Consider the following 243-nt stretch of genomic DNA (forward strand, 5'->3'; position numbering starts at 1 on the left):
TTGGTGAAGGGGTGGTTGATGACAATGGTGACTTTGAAGTTAGTTTAAATCCACCGCAGGTAGATGGCGAAGAAATCGAAGCCACCTTAACAGACCCTGCGGGGAACACCTCTGATGCGACAAATGTAACCGCTCCTGATATAACCGCTCCTGATGCGCCAACCGATTTAGAAGTTAGCACAGATGGTAGCACCGTCACAGGTAAAGGAGAGCCTGGCGCCAACGTTGAAATCACAGATCCAA

Annotated in this window: 1 protein-coding gene; it reads left to right on the top strand. The window is 49.4% G+C overall.

Annotation, left to right across the window (positions count from 1 at the left end; translation table 11 throughout):
- On the top strand, positions 1-243 hold a 243-nt coding region (locus B4K26_RS07200), incomplete at both ends, for an Ig-like domain-containing protein (protein WP_296244505.1).

This window comes from Psychrobacter sp. UBA6766 (assembly GCF_002453355.1).
Taxonomy (GTDB): domain Bacteria; phylum Pseudomonadota; class Gammaproteobacteria; order Pseudomonadales; family Moraxellaceae; genus Psychrobacter.